This is a genomic window from Rhizobium sp. IBUN (assembly GCF_000510625.1).
Classification (GTDB): domain Bacteria; phylum Pseudomonadota; class Alphaproteobacteria; order Rhizobiales; family Rhizobiaceae; genus Rhizobium; species Rhizobium altiplani.
The window spans coordinates 42947-61905 of record NZ_AZNV01000010.1 but is presented as its reverse complement, the minus strand read 5'-3'; the positions used below and the strand labels follow the sequence as shown (position 1 = coordinate 61905).

17 protein-coding genes are annotated in these 18959 nt (G+C 61.6%); 4 read left to right on the top strand and 13 right to left on the bottom strand.

The genetic code is table 11. The annotated features are described in order from the left end of the window. The first annotated feature begins 50 nt into the window (after nucleotides 1-50). Together fabB and fabI are read left to right on the top strand one after the other, a co-directional pair. Nucleotides 51-1274 (top strand): beta-ketoacyl-ACP synthase I, encoded by a 1224-nt coding sequence (fabB, locus tag RHIBUN_RS0111805; protein ID WP_018855377.1) that lies wholly within the window; start codon nucleotides 51-53, stop codon nucleotides 1272-1274. A 4-nt stretch (nucleotides 1275-1278) separates the two neighbouring features. After that, nucleotides 1279-2085 (top strand): enoyl-ACP reductase FabI, encoded by an 807-nt coding sequence (gene fabI / locus RHIBUN_RS0111800; RefSeq protein WP_025659735.1) that lies wholly within the window; start codon nucleotides 1279-1281, stop codon nucleotides 2083-2085. Between the two features lie 50 nt (nucleotides 2086-2135). On the opposite strand, the gene RHIBUN_RS0111795 is transcribed toward fabI, so the two are convergent. The 11 genes from RHIBUN_RS0111795 to rimP all read right to left on the bottom strand — a co-directional run bounded on the left by RHIBUN_RS0111795 (nucleotide 2136) and on the right by rimP (nucleotide 14752). Beyond that, entirely contained in the window at nucleotides 2136-2543 is a 408-nt protein-coding gene (locus tag RHIBUN_RS0111795) for a nuclear transport factor 2 family protein (RefSeq protein ID WP_025659734.1), read from the bottom strand. Nucleotides 2544-2574: 31 nt separating this feature from the next. Continuing rightward, nucleotides 2575-3591, bottom strand: a complete 1017-nt coding sequence (locus RHIBUN_RS0111790) for a class I SAM-dependent methyltransferase (protein ID WP_025659733.1) — start codon at nucleotides 3589-3591, stop codon at nucleotides 2575-2577. A 75-nt stretch (nucleotides 3592-3666) separates the two neighbouring features. Continuing rightward, entirely contained in the window at nucleotides 3667-5817 is a 2151-nt protein-coding gene (pnp, locus tag RHIBUN_RS0111785; protein ID WP_025659732.1) for a polyribonucleotide nucleotidyltransferase, read from the bottom strand. Nucleotides 5818-6136: 319 nt separating this feature from the next. Further along, nucleotides 6137-6406 (bottom strand): 30S ribosomal protein S15, encoded by a 270-nt coding sequence (rpsO, locus tag RHIBUN_RS0111780; protein WP_025659731.1) that lies wholly within the window; start codon nucleotides 6404-6406, stop codon nucleotides 6137-6139. 157 nt (nucleotides 6407-6563) lie between these two features. Further along, entirely contained in the window at nucleotides 6564-7415 is an 852-nt protein-coding gene (locus RHIBUN_RS0111775) for an alpha/beta hydrolase (RefSeq protein WP_025659730.1), read from the bottom strand. Between the two features lie 124 nt (nucleotides 7416-7539). Beyond that, entirely contained in the window at nucleotides 7540-8472 is a 933-nt protein-coding gene (truB, locus tag RHIBUN_RS0111770) for a tRNA pseudouridine(55) synthase TruB (protein ID WP_018855384.1), read from the bottom strand. A gap of 12 nt (nucleotides 8473-8484) precedes the next feature. Beyond that, nucleotides 8485-8895: a 30S ribosome-binding factor RbfA gene (rbfA, locus tag RHIBUN_RS0111765; protein WP_018855385.1), complete on the bottom strand. Its 411-nt coding sequence runs from the start codon at nucleotides 8893-8895 to the stop codon at nucleotides 8485-8487. A 75-nt stretch (nucleotides 8896-8970) separates the two neighbouring features. Then, nucleotides 8971-11691 (bottom strand): translation initiation factor IF-2, encoded by a 2721-nt coding sequence (infB, locus tag RHIBUN_RS0111760; RefSeq protein ID WP_025659729.1) that lies wholly within the window; start codon nucleotides 11689-11691, stop codon nucleotides 8971-8973. A 101-nt stretch (nucleotides 11692-11792) separates the two neighbouring features. Then, nucleotides 11793-12482, bottom strand: a complete 690-nt coding sequence (locus RHIBUN_RS0111755) for an RNA-binding protein (RefSeq protein ID WP_018855387.1) — start codon at nucleotides 12480-12482, stop codon at nucleotides 11793-11795. Further along, entirely contained in the window at nucleotides 12482-14086 is a 1605-nt protein-coding gene (gene nusA, locus RHIBUN_RS0111750; protein ID WP_007798988.1) for a transcription termination factor NusA, read from the bottom strand. Before nusA ends, RHIBUN_RS0111755 begins: the two co-directional genes overlap by 1 nt. A 60-nt stretch (nucleotides 14087-14146) precedes the next feature. Continuing rightward, complete coding sequence (rimP, locus tag RHIBUN_RS0111745; RefSeq protein ID WP_018855388.1) at nucleotides 14147-14752, bottom strand: ribosome maturation factor RimP; 606 nt, start codon at nucleotides 14750-14752, stop codon at nucleotides 14147-14149. Nucleotides 14753-14980: 228 nt separating this feature from the next. Between rimP and RHIBUN_RS0111740 the strand changes: the two genes are divergently transcribed. Together RHIBUN_RS0111740 and RHIBUN_RS0111735 are read left to right on the top strand one after the other, a co-directional pair. Beyond that, nucleotides 14981-16612, top strand: coding sequence for an MFS transporter (locus RHIBUN_RS0111740; protein WP_025659727.1), 1632 nt, complete (start codon nucleotides 14981-14983; stop codon nucleotides 16610-16612). Between the two features lie 8 nt (nucleotides 16613-16620). Continuing rightward, the gene (locus RHIBUN_RS0111735) at nucleotides 16621-17076 is read left to right on the top strand and encodes a GNAT family N-acetyltransferase (protein WP_025659726.1); all 456 of its coding nucleotides are present in this window, start codon (nucleotides 16621-16623) and stop codon (nucleotides 17074-17076) included. A gap of 7 nt (nucleotides 17077-17083) precedes the next feature. Here RHIBUN_RS0111735 and RHIBUN_RS0111730 read toward each other — a convergent pair whose 3' ends face one another. Then, the gene (locus tag RHIBUN_RS0111730; RefSeq protein WP_025659725.1) at nucleotides 17084-18337 is read right to left on the bottom strand and encodes a lytic murein transglycosylase; all 1254 of its coding nucleotides are present in this window, start codon (nucleotides 18335-18337) and stop codon (nucleotides 17084-17086) included. An 8-nt stretch (nucleotides 18338-18345) separates the two neighbouring features. Continuing rightward, nucleotides 18346-18951 (bottom strand): recombination mediator RecR, encoded by a 606-nt coding sequence (gene recR / locus RHIBUN_RS0111725; RefSeq protein WP_025659724.1) that lies wholly within the window; start codon nucleotides 18949-18951, stop codon nucleotides 18346-18348. Nucleotides 18952-18959: the final 8 nt, after the last annotated feature.

The following is an 18959-nucleotide window of genomic DNA, read 5'->3' as shown; positions in this document are numbered from 1 at the left end:
GGCGTAGTTGCCCGGTTTCCAAGTTAGAAAAAACGAAAAGGTCGAAACACATGAGACGGGTAGTTGTTACGGGTCTGGGTGTTGTCTCCTCGATCGGCAATGATGCCGCCGAGGTCACTGCGTCGCTGCGCGACGCCAAGTCCGGCATTTCCTTCTCCAACGATTTTGCTGAGCACGGCTTCAAGTGCCAGGTCTGGGGTCGCCCGTCGCTTGATCCGACGGATCTGGTCGACCGCCGCGCCATGCGCTTCCTGAGTCAGGGCGGCGCCTGGAACCATGTGGCAATGAAGCAGGCGATCGCCGATTCCGGTCTGGAAGAGAGCGACATCAGCAACAACGAGCGCACCGGCATCATCATGGGCTCCGGCGGACCTTCGACGCGCACGCTGATCGAAGCTGCCGAGATCACCATCAAGAACAACAGCCCGAAGCGCATCGGCCCGTTTGCCGTGCCGAAGGCGATGTCCTCGACGGCATCGGCAACGCTCGCCACCTGGTTCAAGATCCACGGCGTCAACTACTCGATCTCGTCGGCCTGCTCGACCTCGGCACACTGCATCGGCAATGCCGCAGAGATGATCCAGTGGGGCAAGCAGGACGTGATGTTCGCTGGCGGCCACGAAGACCTTGACTGGACGATGTCGAACCTCTTCGATGCCATGGGCGCCATGTCCTCCAAGTACAACGAGACGCCGGCAACGGCGTCGCGTGCCTATGATGTCAGCCGCGACGGCTTTGTCATCGCCGGCGGCGCGGGCGTTCTCGTCCTGGAAGAGCTGGAGCGTGCCAAGGCGCGCGGTGCAAAGATCTACGCTGAAATCGTCGGCTACGGCGCGACCTCGGATGGTTACGACATGGTCGCTCCGTCGGGCGAAGGCGCGATCCGCTGCATGCGCCAGGCGCTCGCGACGGTGAAGGGCGATGTCGACTACATCAACACGCACGGCACCTCGACCCCTGTTGGCGACAGCAAGGAAATCGGTGCAATCCGCGAAGTCTTCGGCGACAAGATCCCGCACATCCAGTCGACCAAGTCGCTGACGGGCCATTCGCTGGGCGCAGCCGGCGTGCAGGAATCGATCTACTCGCTGCTGATGATGCAGGCCGGGTTCATCGGCGAAAGCGCGCATATCACTGAGCTCGACCCTGAATTCGACGGCGTTCCGATCGTTCGCAAGCGCATCGACGATGCCAAGATCGACATTGCCCTTTCCAACTCCTTCGGCTTCGGCGGCACCAACGCCACGCTCGTCTTCCAGCGCTACAACGGATAATAATATGACGGGAATCATGCAGGGTAAGCGCGGCCTCATCATGGGTGTCGCGAACAACCATTCCATCGCCTGGGGAATTTCGAAGGCGCTGGCAGCACAGGGCGCGGAACTTGCCTTCACCTATCAGGGCGATGCTCTCGGCAAGCGTGTCAAGCCGCTGGCCGCCGAAGTCGGTTCAGAATTCGTTCTGCCGTGCGACGTCGAGGACATCGCCTCGGTCGACGCCACCGTCGATGCCATCAAGGAGCGCTGGGGCACACTGGACTTCGTCGTTCACGCCATCGGCTTTTCCGACAAGAACGAGCTGAAGGGCCTTTACGCCGACACCACGCGCGACAATTTCAGCCGCACGATGGTGATCTCCTGTTTCTCCTTCACCGAGATCGCCAAGCGCTGCGCGCCGCTCATGAATGCCGGCGGTTCGATGCTGACGCTGACCTACAATGGCTCGACGCGCGTCATCCCGAACTACAACGTCATGGGTGTTGCAAAGGCTGCTCTCGAGGCGTCGGTGCGTTATCTGGCTGCGGATTACGGGCCGAGCGGGATCCGCGTCAATGCGATCTCTGCTGGCCCGATCCGGACGCTCGCGGGCGCTGGCATTTCCGATGCACGCGCAATCCTCTCCTGGAACCAGCGGAACTCGCCGCTGCGCAAGACGGTGACGATCGATCAGGTCGGCAATTCCGCCCTTTATCTGCTGTCAGACCTGTCGGCAGGCGTTACCGGCGAAATCCATTTCGTAGATGCAGGCTTCAACATCACCTCGATGCCGACACTGGACGCACTGCGCACGGCAGACGTGGAATAAGGACCGAAGCCGGGCTTGGAAACGAGCCCGGCTTTTCCGAAACGCATCCCCTAGGGATGCGTGACCTGCCGCAGAATAGCAGCCGAATCTCTGGCGCCCCAGCGGGTCGCAATCTTTCCGTTTTCGACGACAAACCACTCCATCGCGGTGAGCTCGTAGCTCTTGTCAGTCGGGTCATGACCCACGAGACCGCGGAAGAAGCCGGAATAACGCCCGCTTTCCCGGTAGCGGACGACGACGTTCTTCCCCTCGGCGGCGATATCGAGGATCTCGAGGTTGATGTTCATCCCCTCGTGGAGCTCACGCCAGATAGGCTCGACCTCATCGAGACCGCCATATCCCAGAACACCGTAAATCCGCGCATCGGCGGCAAAGAGCTCGCGCAACGCCGCCATGTCGAAGCGGTTGAACGCCTCGACATAGGCAGTCACGAGTTGCTTGTTTGCTTCCGTATCCATAGCTCCCCCTCCCCTTTGGGCTGTTCCGCGGCTACTTCTTCGCCCACAGCACCTTGAAGCGCGCATTGCGGCAAGTTTCGCCGCTCTCCTTGAAGTTTGCTGCAAGCACCGGCTCGTAGGGCAATCCGCGATTGGCAACCAGCAAGAGACGCCCGCCTCCGCGCAGCGCTGAGGCAGCGGTCTTGATCATCGCCTGACCGAGTGACGGCTCCGCCGCATGTCCTTCATGGAAGGGCGGGTTCATTATGATGAGGTCGTACCTGTCCTTGACCGGTTCGCTCGCCAGGTCATGCCAGAAGAAGCGCGCCGGCACGTCGGGGCAGTTCTCGGCCATGTTGCCCTTGGCGGCTTCAAGAGTCGCGTGGTTGGCCTCGTAGAGGTCGAGACGACTGACACCCGGCGAGCGCTCCGCCAGTTCGACGGACAGATAACCCCAGCCGGCGCCAAAGTCGGCGACATCACCGGTGAAATCGGTAGGCAGACGCGAGGCGAGCAACTCCGAGCCATCATCGACGCGGTCGTGCGAGAACATGCCGGCGGCGGCCAGGAAACGGCCATCCACGCGCACGGACGGCTTGGAAAACTTGCTGACGACCTCACTAACGTCGGCCGGCCGTCCGAACCAGAGCGCCACGCCGTGATATTTCGGCATGTGTTCGATCTCGAGGCCGAAGCCCTCCATACGCTTACGGAGCGACTGGACGCCATCCTCCTTGCCGCCGGCGATGACGATTAGGCCGCCCACCTTCACGTGCTGAAGCGCGGCAGCGATGTTCGCCTCGTTCTCGCCCTTGTGCTTGTTGCAGAGAACCAGCGCGGCATCGTAGTCCTCGCCTTCGATCTCAGGCGTGGTTTCGATCCGCTGCGAGAGGAGTTGCCTAAACAGCGGCCGGAAGCCCTGTACGGCGCTCAGCGAGGCGGCAAAGCCCTCCGGCAGGGCAAAGCCTGCCTCGGCGCCGAGGAAGAGCACACGCTCGCCCTCGCCGGGCGCTTCAACGGTGCCGCTGGCAAAGGGATGGAACAGGGTCTTCAGGGTTTCGCGGCTCATGATCTCTTCTCGCCTTCGGATACAAAAAGGGCGCGGGAAAACTCCCACGCCCTCGAACGGTTTGAAAGGCGCGGCTTATTCAGCCGCTTCCTCCTTCTTCTTGTCGGACTTTTCGGCAGCCGGAAGTTCCTGGCCAGTTGCCTGGTCGACAACCTTCATCGACAGGCGGACCTTGCCACGCTCGTCGAAGCCGAGGAGCTTGACCCAGACCTTCTGGCCCTCCTTGACGACGTCCTGCGTCTTGGCAACGCGCTCGGATGCAAGCTGCGAAATGTGGACGAGGCCATCGCGGGCGCCGAAGAAGTTGACGAAGGCGCCGAAGTCGGCGGTCTTGACGACCGTGCCTTCGTAGATCTGGCCAACTTCCGGTTCAGCAACGATCGAGTGGATCCACTTGCGGGCCGCTTCGATTTCCTTGCCGGACGAGGACGCGATCTTGACCGTGCCGTCGTCTTCGATGTTGATCTTCGCGCCGGTCTTTTCGACGATTTCGCGGATAATCTTGCCGCCGGAGCCGATGACTTCGCGGATCTTGTCGACTGGAATGTTCATGACTTCGATGCGCGGTGCAAACTCGCCGAGCTGGCCACGGCTCTCGGTGATGGCCTTGGCCATTTCGCCGAGGATGTGGGCGCGGCCACCCTGAGCCTGGCCGAGAGCGACCTTCATGATCTCTTCGGTGATACCAGCGATCTTGATGTCCATCTGCAGCGAGGTGATGCCGTCTGCGGTACCCGCAACCTTGAAGTCCATGTCGCCGAGGTGGTCTTCGTCACCGAGGATGTCGGAGAGAACCGCGAAGCGGTCGCCTTCGAGGATCAGGCCCATGGCGATACCGGCAACCGGCTTGGCGAGCGGAACACCAGCGTCCATGAGTGCAAGCGATGTGCCGCAAACGGTCGCCATCGAGGACGAGCCATTCGATTCGGTGATCTCGGAGACGACGCGCAGGGTGTAAGGGAACTGCTCAGCAGACGGCAGCATCGGACGGATGGCGCGCCACGCGAGCTTGCCGTGACCGATTTCGCGGCGACCTGGGGAACCCATGCGGCCGGTTTCGCCAACCGAGTAGGGCGGGAAGTTGTAATGGAGCAGGAAGCGCTCCTTGTACATGCCCGTCAGGCTGTCGACGTACTGCTCGTCTTCGCCGGTGCCGAGCGTGGCAACGACGATCGCCTGCGTTTCACCGCGGGTGAAGAGCGCCGAACCGTGAGTGCGCGGCAGGAGGCCGACTTCCGAGACGATCGGACGAACGGTTTCGAGGTCGCGGCCGTCGATACGGCTCTTGGTGTCGAGGATGTTCCAACGAACGATCTTCGCCTGCAGATGCTTGAAGATCGCGCCGACTTCTTCGGCCGTGTACTTGGCTTCGCCTTCTTCCGGCAGGAAGTGTGCCTTGACCTTCGCCTTGACGGCGTCGACGGCAGCGTAGCGTTCAGCCTTCTGCGTGTTCTTGTAGGCGGTGCGAAGCTCGGCTTCGAAATGCTTCAGCATCTCGCCTTCGAGTTCGGAGTAGTCTTCCGGCTGGAAGTCACGCGGTTCCTTGGCAGCCACTTCAGCGAGCTTGATGATCGCATCGAGGACCGGCTGGAAGCCCCGGTGGCCGAACATGACGGCGCCGAGCATGACTTCTTCATTAAGTTCCTTGGCTTCGGATTCAACCATCAGAACGGCGTCGTGCGTACCTGCTACAACGAGGTCGAGGATCGACTCTTCCATCTCGTCGAGATGCGGGTTCAGAACGTATTCGCCGTTGATGTAGCCGACGCGGGCGCCACCGACCGGGCCCATGAAGGGAACGCCCGACAGCGTCAGAGCTGCCGACGCAGCAACCATCGACAGGACGTCGGGGTTGTTTTCAAGGTCATGCTGGATGACGGTGACGACGACCTGCGTGTCGTTCTTGTAGCCTTCCGGGAAGAGCGGACGGATCGGGCGGTCGATCAGGCGGGAAACGAGGGTTTCGTTTTCCGACGGACGGCCTTCGCGCTTGAAGTAGCCGCCGGGGATCTTGCCGGCTGCGTAGGTCTTTTCCTGGTAGTTGACGGTCAGCGGGAAGAAGTCCTGGCCCGGCTTCGGCGCCTTGGCGGAAACGACGGTGGCGAGAACCACGGTTTCGCCGTAGGTCGCGAGAACAGCACCGTCAGCCTGACGGGCGATCTTGCCGGTCTCGAGCTTCAGCGGGCGGCCTGCCCACTCGATTTCCACACTATGAGTATCGAACATATGTCTTGTCCTTCAATGCGGGAACATGCGCCTCGCCTTCCAAGGCACGGTGCACGGTCAACCGCAATCGGTGTGACGCATCATGGGCAAGACAACGGGAGGCTTTACATTCATCGGTCCATAAGAGACCGGGCCAAAGCTTGTGAGGCTCTGGCCAAAAGCATCCGGCAATCCTGCCCCATGACAGGTCAACGGTTGGTTTAGCAGAACCGGCCCATCCGGGTCTGCCGGGCAATCCGCCACGCATGGCGGGATGGGGAAGTCTCTCCCCGAAAAAATCCGGCGGGTGTCCCAAGGGGAACGCCCGCCGAAAAAAGCCTTAGCGGCGGATACCCAGGCTGGTGATCAGCTTGGTGTAACGGCCTTCGTTCTTCTTCTTGAGGTAGTCAAGAAGCGAGCGGCGGCTGGAAACCATCGTCAGCAGACCACGTCGGGAATGGTTATCCTTCTTGTGGTCCTTGAAGTGGCCGGTCAGGTTGTTGATACGCTCGGTCAGGATGGCAACTTGAACTTCCGGAGAACCGGTGTCGCCTTCGAACGTTGCGTATTCCTTGATCAGAGCCGTCTTGCGCTCAGCAGTAATCGACATCGGATGTTCCTTTCTATGAGAGGAGATTAGGTCGCCAAAAGCCGGGATGTCGTCCAGCTTCGGCCGCGAATGCATCCGGGCAGAGCCCGATTGCTGGCGCTGCGTATAAACCAAATGTGCTGCAATTGAAAGAGGCATGCCGCAGATGGCCGATTCGTCACTTTCCAGCTATGGCATCTTGGATCATGGCATTGTAGCCCTCTGGATCCTGCAGCATGGCGAAGTGGCTTGCGTCCTTGAGGATCACCAGCTTCGAACCTGGAATTTGTTTGGCCATCATCTCGGTATGGTCGAGCTTGATTGCCTCGTCGTGGTCGCCGATCGTCAAGGTGACGGGTACCTTGATCTTGCCGAGGTCGTCGGATGTCCAGGCTGGCTGGCTTCCCCACATCGCGGAGATCTGGGTGACGAAAGCATCATACTCGTTCGGCGTCGGCGACAGCTTCTTGTAGGTCTCGCCGGCCGCATCGATGTAACCGCTGAAGGTCTTGTTGGTCATGACGTCGGCTTTGACGCCGTCGGTCGTCACATTCGCCGCCTGTGCGATCACGCGCGTCAGCTTCTCCGGGTTCTTCATCGCCATGTCGATGCCGATGATGCCGCCATCAGACCAGCCGACCAGGGTCACCTTGTCTCGCTTCAGATAATCGAGCAGAGCGACATAGTCGGAGGTCATCAGATCATACCCGAACGGCTGCTCGCTGCGCGTCGAGCGCCCATGCCCGCGGCTGTCGGCGACGATCACCAAATGATCCTTGGCAAACTCGGCCACTTGATAGCCCCAGACATCGGCGCTGCCGAGTCCGCCGTGGATGAACAGCATCGGCTCACCCTCGCCGTATTCGGCGTAGTACATCTTGATGTCGTTGACGGGGGCCATGCCGCTCGTCTTTGCGGTCGGCATTGGCGGGAAGGCTGGCAACGTTGCCCAGCGCTCCGCGGAATAAGTGTTGGCGGCTATCAAAACCGCCGAGAAGAACATCAGGATGCCGGCTGCAAGTCTGCGCATAACTGTCTCCCTGATCTGAAGGACCCGACGGCCCAGATCAGGGAAACATATCCCAATGCCGAACATTGACAATTGCTATCTGTGGTTTGGCCGACCCACCGCAAAACCGGAGGTTTAACGACCCTCAGCCAAAGACCCGCTTTGGGCGGAACTCGCCCTGACCGATCTCGCCGATCGCGATCAGCTTGCCGCGGGACGTGGCATAGGCTTCGCTTTCGGCAACCGGCGCATCGCGACCCCGCACGAGGATCGGATTGCCCATCTTCAAACGATGCGCCTGGTCGTCATTGACAACGAGGTGCGGCAGTGAGGAGAGCGCTTCGCTGGTGTCGATCAGCAGGGCATCCAGCGCTGCAAGCCGTTCGTCCGCGTCTTCGACTGCCTCGATCGCGACGAGATCGGCAAGCGGTATCATGGTCTCTTCGGCAAAGGGCGCGACAAAGCTGCGACGCAGGCCGGAGATATGGCCATAGCAGCCGAGCTCGCGGCCGAAATCGCGCGCCAGCGCACGCACATAGGTACCCTTGCCGCATTCGACTTCGAAATGCGCCGTATTGGCATCCTGGCAGGACAGCAGCGTCAGGCGAAAGATCTCGACTTCGCGAGAGGGGATTTCCACTGCCTCACCGTCGCGCGCCAGATCGTAGGCGCGCTCGCCTGATATCTTGATGGCGGAAAACTGCGGCGGAACCTGGCTGATCACACCGGTGTACTTCGGCAGGAGGTCGCGGATCTGCTGTTCGCTCGGGCGCTTGTCGGAGCTCTGCGTTACATCGCCCTCAAGATCATCGGTTGCGCGCTCCTCGCCCCAGGTCACGGTGAATTCGTAGATCTTGCGACCGTCCATCACGTAGGGAACGGTCTTCGTCGCATCGCCAAGGGCGATCGGCAGCATGCCCGAGGCCAGCGGGTCAAGCGTGCCGGCGTGACCGCACTTCTGCGCCTTGAACAGCCATTTGATCTTGGAAACGGCTTCGGTGGAGCCGAAATCGACCGGCTTATCAAGGATCAGCCAACCCGAGATCGGGCGGCCCTTCGGTTTACGTGGTTTGGACATCAGTCTCTTCTACTATTCTTCTTCGGTATCGCCGTGATCGAGATCGCGGCTCACCTCAGGCGAGCGCAGCAACTCGTCGATCTTCTTGTAATTGTCGAAGCTCGTATCGTCGCGGAAGCGGACCTCCGGCATGTACTTCATCTGCCGAAGCTGGGACCCGAGGCGGCCGCGAATGTATTTTGCATTGCGGTTCAGCGCGCCAATCACCGCATCATGATCCGTCACACCAAGTGGCGTCACATAGGCCGTCGCGATCTTCAGATCGGGCGACATGCGGACTTCGGAGATGGAAATGACGGTCTTCTCGATCACGTCATCGCGCACTTCGCCGCGCTGCAGAACCTGCGTGATCGCGGCGCGAACCTGCTCGCCGACGCGCAGCATGCGCTGCGAAGGTGCGGAGGTTGTTGGTCTTGTTGCCATTTTTCTTTGCCTCAAAAGGTTCGGGCGCCGGCCTCAGTTGATCCGGCGCCCGTCCAAATTTCCAATATCACACGATCAGAGCGTACGGGTGATGTGCTCGACACGGAAGCACTCGATCGTGTCGCCGGCGCGGATGTCTTCGTAATTCTCGAAAGCCATACCGCATTCCTGGCCGGAATGCACTTCCGAGACTTCATCCTTGAAGCGCTTGAGCGTCTTGAGCTTGCCTTCGTGGATGACGACGTGGTCGCGGACGAGGCGAACGCCGACACCACGTTCGACCTTGCCTTCGGTAACGCGGCAACCCGCGACCTTGCCGACCTTCGTGATGTTGAACACCTCGAGGATCTCGGCATTGCCGAGGAAGGTTTCGCGACGCTCTGGCGACAGCAGGCCCGACATCGCTGCCTTCACGTCATCCACCAGATCGTAGATGATGTTGTAGTAGCGGATTTCAATGCCCTGGCGCTCTGCCAGCGTACGAGCCTGTGCGTTCGCACGGACGTTGAAGCCGATGATCGCGGCGCCAGATGCCTCGGCAAGCGAGATATCCGATTCCGTCACACCGCCGACAGCCGAGTGAACGATGCGGGCACGAACTTCGTCCGTACCGAGCTTTTCGAGTGCGCCGGCGATCGCTTCAATCGAACCCTGCACGTCGCCCTTGATGACCAGCGGGAACTCCTTGACGCCTGCGGACTGCAGCTGCGTCATCATCTGTTCCAGCGAGCCGCGCTGGCCCGAATGGCGGGCGGCAGCCTTGTCGCGAGCGAGGCGCTGACGATATTCCGAGATCTCGCGGGCGCGGCCTTCGTTTTCGACGACGGCGAACTTGTCACCTGCCTGCGGCGTGCCGGAAAGGCCGAGCACCTCGACCGGCATGGCCGGCGGGGCTTCCTTGACATGATCGCCCTTGTCGGTGACGAGGGCGCGGACACGACCCCAGACATCGCCGGCAACGATGATCTGGCCGGGCTTAAGCGTACCGTTCTGAACCAGAACGGTGGCAACCGAACCACGGCCGCGATCGAGCTGGGCTTCGATGACCGTGCCTTCCGCGGTGCGGTTCGGGTTGGCCTTGAGGTCCAGGATTTCGGCCTGCAGCAGGATGGCTTCCAGCAGCTTGTCGAGGTTCAGGCCCGTCTTGGCGGAAACTTCGACGTCAAGAACTTCACCGCCCATCGATTCCACGAAGACTTCGTGCTGCAGGAGTTGCGTGCGCACCTTCTGCGGATCGGCGGTCGGCTTGTCGACCTTGTTGATCGCCACGATGATCGGAACACCAGCGGCCTTGGCGTGGTTGATCGATTCAATCGTCTGCGGCATGACGCTGTCGTCAGCGGCAACGACCAGGATCGCAATGTCGGTCGCCTGCGCACCACGGGCACGCATCGCCGTGAAGGCGGCGTGGCCGGGGGTGTCGATGAAGGTGATCTTCTGACCGTTCTGCTCGACCTGATAGGCGCCGATATGCTGCGTGATGCCGCCAGCTTCGCCGGCAACCACGTTGGCATGGCGGATGGCATCGAGCAACGAGGTCTTGCCGTGGTCAACGTGGCCCATGATGGTCACAACAGGCGGACGCGAAACGCGATCGCCCTCTTCGTCGGCAACGTTGAAGATACCGAGTTCGACGTCGGATTCCGAAACGCGCTTGACGGTGTGGCCGAATTCGCCGGCGATGAGTTCAGCGAGGTCGGCGTCGATGACGTCGCCCGGCTTCATCATCTGGCCTTCCTTCATCAAGTACTTGATAACGTCGACCGCACGTTCGGACATGCGCTGCGACAGTTCCTGGATGGTGATGGTCTCCGGCAGGATGACTTCGCGAACAACCTTTTCGCGGGTTTCCTGCATCTGGCTGCGGCGGAACTTTTCCTGGCGGCGGCGCATGGCGGCCATGGAACGGCCACGTGCCGTGCCATCTTCGTCGACGCCGGCAGTACCGATCGTCAGCTTCCCGCGGCGACGTTCGTCGTCGGTCTTTGGACGTGTCGTCACCGGCTTTGCCGGTTCCGGGCGTACGACGCGACCACGAGCGGGAACGCCGCGCGGCGCGCCGCGGTCCTCATCTTCGCTGTCACGGCGACGAGCGCCCGGCGCTGCGGCCGCGGCCGGAGACGGCCTCGCCGGAGCCGCGGACGGCGCCGCATCGGGGCGGCGTGCGGGCGGAGTCTGGGCCTGAACACGCGGCGCTTCAGTGCGCGCCTCGACCGCAGCGGGTGCGGGAGTTGCAACGGCCGTGGCAGCTTCGGCAACGCGCTGAGCCTCTTCGGCAGCGCGACGCTTAGCCTCTTCGGCTTCCGCGGCCTGGCGCACAGCCTCTTCGGCGGCGCGGCGCTTTTCTTCCTCGGCGCGGCGAACCGCATCCTCGGCATCGCGAACTTGTGCCATGGCAAGCGCGCGCCGGCGGGCATCCATTTCTTCCGGCGAGAGGTGGTTCAAGACTACCGGACGCGGACGATCCTGCTGGCGCGGCTGCGAAGACGGCTGCTGCGGACGTGACTGCTGGCCGGACGGATGGATGCGTGGGGCAGGGGCCTGCGGTGCGCGCGGCTGATGCGCGACCGGGGCCGGCTCGGCGGCACGGGCGGGCGCCGCCGCAGTGCCCGGCGTAATCGGGCGCTCGTCTTCCGGACGCATCGGACGCCGCTTGCGGGTCTCGACAACGACCGCCTTGGTGCGGCCGCGGCCCATATCCTGGCGCACGGTGCCCTGGCTCATGCCCGACGGCTTCAGGGTCAGAGTCTTCTTGCCCGGTCCGTTCAGTGTCTTGTCGTCATTGCTATCGGTCATTCGTTCCCGTTCCTTCGGACAGGGAGCGATGACGTCATCAGGCCCTGTCAATCAAATATGTCGATCAATGATCTGGGGACCGGACAAGTCCGGTGACCGCATCATTGTTTTTGCCGGCCAGCGCCGCCCGCTGCCCGGGACTGACCGCCATTGCGGTACTGTTCGAGCATCTTTGCGCGCTTCACTACACCCTCACCCGCCTGCCCTGCAAGCACTGCAGCATGGATAAAAGCGTTCTGGCCCATCAGGCCTTCCATTTCGCTCTCCGAGAAGAGACGGTAGGAAGGTACTTCCTCCTCGGTCTCCATTCCGAGGTGCCAGGCCTTGCGGGCCTGGTCGATTTTTCTCACGCCATCTTCGGCGGCATTCGTTGCGTGGAACACGGCGATCGCGGCTCCACTCCTGACTGCGGCATCCACTTTCGCGGAGCCGGTAACGAACTGCCCCGCCTTGCGAGCCATGTTCATCATCTGCATCAGCTGCTGTACGAGCAGCGTATCGACGGTTTCGCCGAGCTCGGCTGCCGCCTTCACATCCGCTTTCAAGGCACGCGCAAAGAGCTTCTTCGCCACGGCCTTGTCGACCAGCGAGCGATCGATCTTGACCCAACAGCCGCGTCCCGGAAGCTGGCGCTTCAGGTCGGCGACCACAGTCCCATCAGGAGCAGCAACGAAGCGGATCAGCTCATCCTGCGATCCGCTTTCGCGCGTCACGATGCACATGCGACCATTCACGTCATATCCTGCAAGATCGTCGTCCTCAGGAGAGACGCTCGGCTCACGCGCGGACATTATACTTCCTGCTCGGCCTCGGGAGCTTCTTCAGCTTCCGCGTCCTTTGCGAGGTCCTCCTCGGTGATCCAACCAGCCGCGAGGCGGGCCTGGACAACCATCTGCTCCGCCTCGACGCGCGAAACGTCGAACTTGGAGAACAGGCCTTCGAACTTCTTGGTCTCGCCGTTCTTGCGCTCGCTCCAGCCGACGAGATCGTCAGCGGCGCAGCCGGCGAAGTCCTCGATCGTCTTGATGCCGTCTTCGCCGAGCGCGACCATCATCTGAGCGGTCATGCCGTCGATCTGACGCAGTTCGTCGGAAACACCGAGCGCCTTGCGCTTCTCGTCCATTTCGGCTTCCAGGCGCTCCAGATATTCGCGGGCGCGCGTCTGGATTTCCTGTGCGGTGTCTTCGTCAAAACCGTCGATCGAGGCAATTTCGTCGAGATCGACGTAAGCCAGTTCTTCAACTGCCGCAAAGCCTTCCGACGCCAGAACCTGGCCGACCATTTCGTCAACGTCGAGCGAATCCATGAACAGGTTGGTGCGCTCGTTGAATTCCTTCTGACGGCGCTCGGATTCCTCGGCTTCCGTCATGATATCGATGTCCCAGCCAGTCAGCTGCGATGCCAGGCGGACGTTCTGGCCGCGGCGGCCGATGGCCAGCGACAGCTGCTCGTCCGGAACCACGACTTCAATGCGCTCTGCATCTTCGTCGAGAACGACCTTGGCGACTTCAGCCGGCTGCAGGGCGTTGACGACGAAGGTCGCCGGGTCCTGCGACCACGGAATGATGTCGATCTTTTCGCCTTGGAGTTCGCCGACAACGGCCTGAACACGCGAACCGCGCATACCGACGCAGGCGCCGACCGGATCGATCGAGCTGTCGTTCGAGATCACGGCGATCTTGGCGCGCGAACCCGGATCGCGGGCAACCGACTTCACCTGGATGATGCCGTCGTAGATTTCAGGCACTTCCATCGTGAAGAGCTTGACCATGAACTGCGGATGCGTGCGCGACAGGAAGATCTGCGGGCCGCGCTGTTCACGACGAACATCATATACGTATGCGCGGACGCGATCGCCATAGCGGACGTTCTCGCGCGGGATCATTTCGTCGCGGCGGATGATGCCTTCGCCGCGGCCGAGGTCGACGATGACGTTGCCATATTCGACGCGCTTGACGGTGCCGTTGACGATTTCGCCGACGCGATCCTTGAACTCGTCGAACTGGCGGTCGCGCTCGGCTTCACGAACCTTCTGAACGATAACCTGCTTGGCGGACTGAGCAGCGATACGGCCGAAATCCATCGGCGGCAGCGGATCGGCAATGAAATCGCCAAGGGCTGCATCCGGGTTGCGGTCGCGGGCCAGCTCAAGTGGAATCTGGGTCGAATAGTCTTCGGCCTTGTCGACAACTTCGAGCAGACGCTGAAGACGGATTTCACCGGTCTTCGGGTTGATGTCGGCGCGGATGTTGGACTCGGTGCCGTAGCGGGAGCGCGCTGCCTTCTGGATCGCGTCTGCCATTGCGGCAAGTACGATCTCGCGGTCGATGACCTTTTCGCGCGCCACTGCATCTGCGATCTGCAGAAGTTCGAGCCGGTTCGCACTGACTGCCATTGTCTTATCTCTCCGTCTTGGCGTCCCGGGTTCCCGTCCCTGGAGCCACAAGTTGATCGGTTATTCTTCGTCTTCCGCTTCGTTCTGGTTCGCGGCCTCTGCCTTCGCCAGCTTGTCGGCGCGCAGGGCATCACGGATCAGATCGTCGGTCAGAATGAGCTTTGCATCGGCGAGAGCCGTGAACGGAATAACGATATTCTGCTCTTCACCCTCGGAAACCTGGTCACGCTCGAGCGTGAAACCGTCTGCGTCGGTCGCAACGATCTTGCCACGGAAGCGCTTGCGGTTGCCGACCATGATCGACGTTTCGCACTTCAAAAGGTGTCCCTGCCAGCGCACGAAATCGGATTTCCGCACCATCGGGCGGTCGATACCCGGCGAAGACACTTCGAGATGATACTCTCTATCGATCGGATCTTCCACATCGAGAACCGGAGAAACGGCCATCGAGACCTCTTCGCAGCCTTCGACATCCATCGTTCCATCATTACGTTCGGCCATGATCTGCATGGTGGCGCCGTTCTGGTTGAGCATGCGTACACGGACCAGGCGATAACCAAGGTCGATGAGCACAGGCTCGACGATGTCGGCAAGGCGCTGGTCGAGACCGGTCTCGGTGATCAGCCGCGGCTCAAGTTCATTGTCTGCTTTCGTCGGATCCGACAAGCGATACGCTCCTCGCAATTTCAGGCTTTTTGGATGATCGCGGTAATAAAAAAGAGCGGGTCCTTGCGGCCCACTCTTCATCAAAACGATCAAGATTTGAGAGCCATATAGGCCCGTTTTCAAAAAATTGCAAGGTCCGTCGCCAACCTTCGGCCTAACGGGCGCCCGAGGTAGCCAGCGGCGTCATTCAGCATATATTGGCTCCGAGGACCGTCATCGGGAGGGATCGTGCATTACACTTCGTCGACACTGGCGCCGCTACGGCACGAAACCTACCGAAGGATCTGGTTTGCAAGCCTCGCTTCGAACTTCGGGGGACTGATCCAGGCGGTCGGCGCCGCCTGGATGATGACGACCATCACGGCATCGGACAATATGGTTGCGCTCGTGCAGACATCGACGGCACTGCCAATCATGCTCTTTTCGCTTGCATCGGGCGCCCTTGCAGACAGCTTTGATCGCCGCCGGGTGATGCTGATTGCGCAATACTTCATGTTTGCGGTTTCGGCCGTGCTCAGCATCTCCGCCTACTTCGGCTGGCTTTCGCCCTGGCTGCTCCTCTTTTTCACCTTCCTCATCGGCTGCGGCACGGCGTTGAACAACCCGTCCTGGCAAGCCTCGGTCGGCGACATGGTGCCGCGCGTGGATCTGCCGGGTGCGGTGACGTTGAACAGCGTCGGCTTCAATATCACCCGCAGTGTCGGACCCGCGATCGGCGGCGCCATCGTCGCCGCTGCCGGCGCGGCTGCAGCCTTTGCCGTCAATACACTGAGCTACTTCGCGCTGATCTATGCGCTATGGCGCTGGAAGCCGACCCCGCCGGCCTCGACCCTCCCGAGGGAGACGCTCGGCAGCGCCGTCTTTGCCGGCCTTCGTTACGTGTCGATGTCGCCCAACCTGCAAAAGGTGCTGCTGCGCGGGCTCGTCTTCGGGATCAGCGCCAGCTCGATCCTTGCACTGCTGCCGATCGTGGCGATCAACCTTGTTGTCGGCGGTCCGCTGACCTACGGCCTCATGCTCGGCTCTTTCGGCATCGGCGCCATCGGCGGGGCTATCCTGAACGACCGGCTGCGCGAACGCTTTTCGAGCGAGGCGATCGTGCGGATTTCCTTTACCGGCTTTGCGCTGAGCGCAGTGATCGCCGCCTCCAGTCCGATTGCCGCGCTGACCTGTGCCGGGCTGGTGATCGCAGGCGCATGTTGGGTGCTGGCGCTCTCGCTGTTCAATACGATCGTGCAGCTGTCGACGCCGCGTTGGGTCGTCGGCCGCGCCCTGTCGCTCTATCAGACGGTGACCTTCGGCGGCATTGCCGGCGGCAGCTGGCTCTGGGGCGCGGCAGCCGACCGCTATGGCGTTGCCAATGCCCTGCTCATCTCGGCCTTCGTCATGCTCTTCGGCATCGTCATCGGCCTGCGCTTTGCCATGCCGGCCTTTGCCTCGCTCAACCTGGACCCGCTGAACCGCTTCATCGAACCGGCGCTCGGCCTCGATATCACGCCGCGCAGCGGTCCAATCGTCGTCCAGATCGATTACGAAATCGCAGACGCGGACATTGCCGACTTTCTGGCCCTGATGGGCGAGCGGCGGCGCATCCGCATTCGCGACGGCGCGCGCAATTGGGCGCTGATGCGCGATCTCGAAAAACCGGGCCGGTGGACGGAGACCTACCACGCGCCGACCTGGGTCGAATACATCAGGCACAATCAGCGCCGCACGCAGGCCGATGCGGAAAATATCGAACAGTTGCGGGCGCTCCACCGAGGCGAAGAACTGCCGCAGGTGCATCGACTGATCGAGCGCCAGGCCATTCCGCCCAACGATGACGTCTTCTACAAGGCACCGATCGACCTGCATCATTGAGGCAAGACATGCATTCCTTCCGCCCCGCGCGCCGTTCGGATCTGGCTGACATCATTGGCTTGCTCGCCGAGGACGACCTCGGCAGCGCGCGCGAAATCGTTTCGGATCCGCCGGATGCGAGATATGTCGCTGCGTTTGATGCCATCGAAGCCGACGCCAATCAGCTGCTGGCGGTCGCGGTGGATGGGCGCGATCGCGTCCTTGGCTGCTTGCAGCTGACTTTCATTCCCGGCCTGTCCCGAACAGGTGTTTGGCGTGGGCAGATCGAAAGCGTGCGCGTCGCCAAGAGCGCGCGTGGCACGGGCCTAGGCTCCAATTTCATTGAGTGGGCTGTTGCACGCTGCGCCGAGCGCGGTTGCGGTTTGGTACAGCTGACCTCGGACAAATCACGGCGCAATGCCATCCGTTTCTACGAGAAACTGGGATTTGTCGCGAGCCACGAGGGGCTGAAGCGCAACCTCTAGGCTCTAGCTACTTCAACCTTCCGATCATCGATGCCTCGGGATAGCAGGTCGGCGTCAAGCCGTTCTTCTCCTGCCACTGGCCGATGGAACGGCGGGTCTTGTAACCGGGGAGACCATCGGAGCCGCCGACGTCGTATCCCTTTTTCTCCAACGCCTTCTGCATCGTCGCGACGTCGGAGCGCAGCATTTTGCCGACATCGCCCCAAGGCCCCTGGAAAGCCCCGGACCCATAGGCGATGCGATCGGCCAGGTTGCCGATAAAAAGCGCATAGAGGTCGGAGTTGTTGTATTCCTTCAGCACGTAGAAGTTCGGCGTGACGACAAACTGCGGACCGTCGCGCCCAGCAGGGACGAGCATCATGCCGGACGCCTTGCCCTCGCCGGAAGGGAAAGCCTTGCCTGATATGCGCGTGATACCGAGTGAGGCCCAGTGCGACACGGGCTTGGCGAGGTCCGGCCCCTCTTGCGCGCAGGATACGCCATCGGGGATGCTCACTTCGTATCCCCAGCCACGACCGCGCTGCCAGCTCTTCTGGGCAAGGAAGTTCGCAATAGAGGCAAGCGTATCGGGAACCGATGTCCAGATGTTGGGGTGGCCGTCGCCATCGAAATCGACCGCATATTTCAGATAGCTGGTCGGCATGAACTGCGGCTGGCCGAGTGCGCCGGCAGATGACCCCTTGAATTCGGCCGGCGTCGCGTCACCGCGATCGATGATATGCAGAGCGGCGAGCAATTCTGTGCGGAACATGTCCTTGCGCGTCGACATAAAGGCCTTGGTCGCCAGCACCTCGATGGCGGAATTCGGGATCTTGGCAGCCCCGAAGCCGGTTTCGCGCCCCCAGACGGCAAGGACGATCGAGCCGGGAACCCCGTAGGCTCTTTCAATCTTCTTCAGCGTCGAGGCATATTGCGCGGCAAAGCCGCGGCCGGTGCTCCCCAGCCGCTTCAGCCGATCCTCGTTGAAGTACGGAGCGGGCGAGGAGAATTCGGCCTGCGTCTGCTTCTGCTCCTTGGCAGGTGGGAAGCCGGGAGGGGCGAGATCGGTCAAGGTCCAGTTCAGCTCGACGCCCGCAAAGGCTGCTTGAAACGCCTTCTCGGAAATGCCATTGCGCTGCGCCTCCGGCCAGAGATCGGCCCTGACCCACTTTTCGAACTGCGCTTCAACATCGGCCTTGGAAGCGGAAAAAGCCGGCGGGCCTGACAGTGCCAGCAGTGCCGCCGTCGCGATCAAGAGGCGCCCGAAAATGCGCTTGCTCATGCTTCCCCCTAGATTGCCGTGCGGGCTCTGAGCGCCGCCTGCAGCGTTCCTTCATCGAGATAGTCGAGTTCGCCGCCGACCGGGACGCCATGGGCAAGGCGCGTGATCTTGACGTCCAGTCCGGTCAGCTGGTCGGTTATATAGTGTGCTGTTGTCTGCCCCTCGACGGTGGCGTTGACCGCGATGATCAGTTCGCGGATGCCGCCGGCCGTGACGCGCTCGATCAGGCCGCGAATGTTGAGATCATCCGGGCCGACGCCATCCAAGGGAGACAAAGTGCCACCGAGGACATGATAGGCGGCGTTCAGCGCGCCGGCGCGCTCCAACGCCCATAGGTCGGAGACATCTTCGACGACGATGATGACGGAATGGTCGCGCCGGTCGTCCGTGCAGACCGTGCAGGGATCTACCGTATCGACATTGCCGCAGAGAGAGCAGATCTTGACCTTGTCGTAGGCCTCGCCCATCGCGTTCGACAGCGGGCCGAGCAGTTGGTCTTTCTTCTTGATGAGATGCAAGGCAGCGCGGCGCGCGGACCGCGGACCGAGGCCGGGGACCTTTGCCAGAAGCTGGATCAGTTTTTCGATTTCGGGGCCGGTGACTCGCTTTGCCATGAGCGGTT